This window comes from Pedobacter sp. 10L46_2, assembly GCF_056395165.1.
Map to the genome: position 1 here is coordinate 1 of NZ_JBFTIZ010000561.1, position 1,861 is coordinate 1,861.

The following is a 1,861-nucleotide window of genomic DNA, read 5'->3' on the forward strand; positions in this document are numbered from 1 at the left end:
CTATGAGAATATTAAAGTTTGGAGGAACTTCTGTAGGAAGCCCTGAGCGGATGAAAAAATTGCTGGATATTATTGATCCGGCAGAAGAACAAATTGTAGTGCTTTCAGCAGTGTCTGGCACAACGAACAGTTTAGTAGAAATTTCAGCCAAACTTTTAAAGGAAGATAAACAGGCTGCGTTAAGTCTTATTAACGCAATGCATCAGAAATATAATGAATTTGTAGTTGAGCTTTTACCGGAAGGCGATTTTCGTGAGCAAGGACAAGAAGTAGTAAACTATCACTTTAACTTCCTTGAAACCCTTGTAAACGATCTTTTTACCCCAATTGAGGAAAAAGTAGTACTTGCACAAGGTGAATTGTTATCAACTACATTATATCATATCTATCTCAAATCTATAGGTGTTCCATCTGTATTGTTGCCTGCTTTAGATTTCATGAAAACTGATGAGGACAATGAACCTGATGTTCCTTATACCACTAAACACTTACAACCAATACTAGATCAGAACAAAGGAAATAAACTATTCATTACACAAGGATTTATCTGCAGAAACAGTTTTGGCGAAGTGGATAACCTAAGACGTGGTGGAAGTGATTATACTGCGTCTTTAATAGGAGCGGCCATACTAGCCGAGGAAGTTCAGATATGGACAGATATTGATGGTATGCATAACAACGATCCAAGGATAGTTAAAGGCACCAAACCAATCTCCCAGCTTTCGTTTGATGAAGCGGCTGAATTAGCTTATTTTGGCGCAAAGATATTGCACCCGCAATCTGTTTTTCCGGCTCAAAAATACAAGATCCCTGTAAGGTTATTGAACACTATGGAGCCTTCAGCTTCTGGTACTTTGATTACAAACGACAGTGAAAAAGGCAAAATAAAATCAATTGCGGCTAAAGATGGTATCACCGCTATAAAAATCCAATCGAGCAGAATGTTATTGGCTTATGGTTTCTTAAGAAGTAGCTGTTTCTGTAACTATTGATTTTACGGATAACCTTGATAAAATTATTGAAGAACTACATGATTTTGGAAGTGTAGAAGTTGATAATGATCAGTCGATTGTTTGTGTTGTAGGCGATTTCAGTGCCGAGAAGCATGGTTATGCTGCCCGTGTATTAGATTCAATTAAACATATTCCGGTGCGTATGATCTCATACGGTGGTAGTAGCTATAACATTTCATTACTAATAAATACAGCTGATAAAACTGAGGCATTAAAAAGCTTACACAACCGCTTATTTGAATAATTATCTTCTTCTAAGCCAAAAGATAATACCAGCTATAATGAAAACGAGTGCGATGAAGAGACGATTTCTTCTTTCGTACTCTTTTCCACTGATCTTTTGCTTTTTATAGTCGAGATGATTACCAAAGTAGATCAGACCCAAAACAACAATAACAATTATAAAAAGATATTTAAACATTATGTTTTCTGATAAAGATATATCGCACTTCGCAAGTTTAGAAACACCTTTCTACTTCTACGATCTTACTTTGCTGCAAAAAACGCTTAGTACCTGTGCTGATGCAGCTAAGTTATATAATTTTCATGTGCACTACGCCATGAAAGCAAACTTCAATCAGCGGGTTTTAGAAAAAATAAAGGCTACAGGCTTTGGAGCCGATTGCGTTAGTGGTGGTGAGGTAAGTAAAGCAATAGAAATTGGCTTCTCGAAAGATCAAATAGTTTTTGCTGGCGTGGGTAAATCTGACAAGGAAATTAATGGTGCTTTAGATAATGATATTTTCTGCTTTAATGTAGAATCTATTCAGGAACTTGAAGTTATTAATGAGTTAGCGGGCAAGAAAAACAAAAAAGCAAGGGTAGCCATACGTATTAATCCAAATGTA

Annotated in this window: 2 pseudogenes; both read left to right on the plus strand. The window is 36.3% G+C overall.

Annotation, left to right across the window (positions count from 1 at the left end):
* Positions 1-2 precede the first annotated feature (2 nt).
* Positions 3-1,257, plus strand: a pseudogene (locus AC1DDX_RS27810) (aspartate kinase).
* Between the two features lie 178 nt (positions 1,258-1,435).
* Positions 1,436-1,861 (plus strand): annotated as a pseudogene (locus AC1DDX_RS27815) (diaminopimelate decarboxylase); the annotation flags it as partial.